The sequence below is a fragment of the Paracraurococcus ruber genome (assembly GCF_004353985.1).
GTDB lineage: Bacteria > Pseudomonadota > Alphaproteobacteria > Acetobacterales > Acetobacteraceae > Paracraurococcus > Paracraurococcus ruber.
This window is the reverse complement of sequence record NZ_SMOA01000482.1, coordinates 1-2,452: the sequence shown is the minus strand read 5'-3', so window position 1 is coordinate 2,452 and position 2,452 is coordinate 1. Positions and strand designations below refer to the sequence as shown.

The 2,452-nt window shown below is 77.5% G+C and carries 2 protein-coding genes; both read right to left on the bottom strand.

Annotation, left to right across the window (positions count from 1 at the left end; genetic code table 11):
• Positions 1-163 precede the first annotated feature (163 nt).
• On the bottom strand, positions 164-517 hold the full coding sequence (locus tag E2C05_RS35310) for a hypothetical protein (protein WP_133223460.1): 354 nt from the start codon (positions 515-517) through the stop codon (positions 164-166).
• An 818-nt stretch (positions 518-1,335) separates the two neighbouring features.
• Positions 1,336-2,253, bottom strand: a complete 918-nt coding sequence (locus E2C05_RS30995) for a heme-dependent oxidative N-demethylase family protein (protein WP_133223459.1) — start codon at positions 2,251-2,253, stop codon at positions 1,336-1,338.
• Positions 2,254-2,452: the final 199 nt, after the last annotated feature.

Sequence of the window (2,452 nt, the reverse complement as noted above, 5' to 3'; positions counted from 1 at the left end):
TGGCCGGGCCGGGCGCCCCGGCCGCCCGGATGCTGTCCTGCCGGTGGTCCCGGCCGGCGGCGGCGGCCTGGGCCCATGGCCGCGCGGCCGCAGCCGGCGCCGCGCCGGGCACCTATCCCTGTCGGTCCGGTCGAACCATCCCCGGCCATGGCCCGGGCCGGCGTCAGATCTCGGCGGCGGCGACGATGCGGATGGCGGTGGGCATGCCGGGATCGAAGGCGGCCAAGTGCCAGGCCGCGGCGCCGGCCAGATGCGGCCCCGCCACGGCGCCGAGCAGTCCCTTCGCCGCCGGGCCCTCCGGGTGGAAATTCCGGTCGGCCGGCACGGCGATCTCCCAGTCCCAGACCAGGCCGCCCGCCAGCTGCACGCGGTGGCGCAGGGCGCCATGCGCGGTTTCCGCCCGGCCTTCCCCGATGCCGTCGGGGGCGGGGCCGGAAGGCTCCGGCTCGGCCGCCAGAAGCGCCGCCAGCCGGTCCGGCAGCGCGCCCAGCGCCAGGGCCCGCCGGGCGAAGCGCAAACAGCAGCCCGTTGCCGTGCCGCGCCCGCAGCGCGTCCAGCCGGGCGTCTCCCGCCGCGTCCAGCACCGGCCCGGCCTCCCGCAGGCCGGGCGGGGTGGCGCCGAAGCCGGCCCAGCCGCGGTCCAGCACCGCGCCCAGCAGCCGCGCCGTCGGGCTGCGGCCGCGCGCCGCCCAGGCCTCGATATCCTCGGGCGGCAGCAGGTCCTCCCCGGCCAGCAGGTCCCGCATCCTGGCCAGCGACGCCTGGCGCACCGCCGGCGGGCCGTCGCGCAACGCGGCGCTGGCGCGCTGCAGCGCCTCCAGCGCGTCCTCCCGCGGCGCCTCGTTCAGCAGCCGCGGCCAGGCCAGCAGCGCGTTCCGGCCGTGATGGTCCAGCGCTTCCGCCAGCACCCGGCGCTGTTCCCCCGGCGGCACCGGCCGGCGCAGCAGCGCGGCGCGGCCGGCGGCGGCATGCGCCTCCCCGCCCTGCGGGAACAGGCGGGGCAGCATCGCCAGCGCATCCGCCTGCGGCCGGCCGGCCAGCATCGCGCCGATCGCCTGCGGCCGGGCGGATGCGAGGCGCAGCTTCGCCACGCGCCCTTCCGCCACGCCGAGCGTGAAGGTGATGGCGCCGGTGCCGGGCGGGCTCATGCGCGGTCGGGCCCGCGGCAGCGGTGACCCTGGCGGCGGCCTTCGCCACCGGGACTGTGCCTTCGTGCCATCCGCATCTTCCGCAGGTGTCGGGCCTGGCCATGCGGGACGCGCGGATGGCGGCGGCAGGGGGCAGGCTCCGGTGGCCAGCATCGCGGCGGGGTGCCGTGCCCTTCCTTGACCTGGGTCAAGCGGCGGGGACGGCGTCGAGATGCGCGAGCAGCGCGGCGCGGTAGACGGGCAGGCTCTTGTAGCGGCCCATCTCCTCCGGCAGCGCGCGCACCGCGGCGGCAAGCCGCGCCGAGGCGCCGGGCATGGCGGCGATGCGCGCCACCGGCGTGCTGTGGACGCGGATGCCGAACAGGACGCGGCCGGTAGCGGGCAGCCGGCGGAAGGTCTGGCGCTCCGTGCGCAGGTGCAGGCGTTCTCCCGCATTCGCCGGCGTGATGTCGGGGTCCCGCGCCGTGCGGTGCTTGCCGCCGGGCTGGAACAGCGCCGGGCTGTCGACGACGGACCAGTTCCGCCGCAACGCGATGCGGCCATCCTTCAGGTGGCGCATGAAGCGGTCCACCGGCGCGCCCAGCCGTTCGGCATAGAAGGGTACCGGCGCATGCACCTGCACCAGCGGATGGCCGATCTTCTCGGCCAGCTTCCAGCGGCTGGGGGCGCAGAGGATGGCGGCTTCCAGCACCGCGCCGGCTGCCTCCGGCCGGATCAGGCAGAGATCCTCCTGCACCAGGCGGCCCGCGAGTTCGAGCGGGTCGCAGGGCGGGGCGGCGAGGTCCCAATCCTCGCCGGTCAGGGCGTTGTACAGGCGGTCGCCGGCGCGGCGGAACCAGGCGGGGTGGTGGCGCGGCAGGTGGTCGGCGACCAGCGCCAGGCATTCTGCGCGCGCCGCGGCGCTTTCCGGGATGGCGGCGAAGACCTCGTCATGGCGGGTGGCGAGGAGGTCACGGCGTTCCGCCATCTCGGCAGGGTAGTGCTCGTCCAGCTCGAACCACTCGGCCTCGGGGCAGGCGAGCAGGCCGATGGCCATGCGGAAGGGCCCGGCCTCGAAGGGCAGGTGGATGGCCTCGCGCGGGAGGGTTGCGACGGTGTCCGGCATGCGCCTCTCGTAGCATGAGGGCGCATGGCCGCGCCGTCGTCGCATCCCGGCGGCCGCTTCGGGCAGCGAGAGACGGGCCAGTGTCGCAGGCGCCATCCTCCGCGCGCCGGCCGCGCCCGGCCGAGGCGGCGCGCTATGCGCCCGGCCATGGTCCCGCGTGCCGGCCGCGCCGCGGCGACAGCGCGGAGCGGCTGCGGGG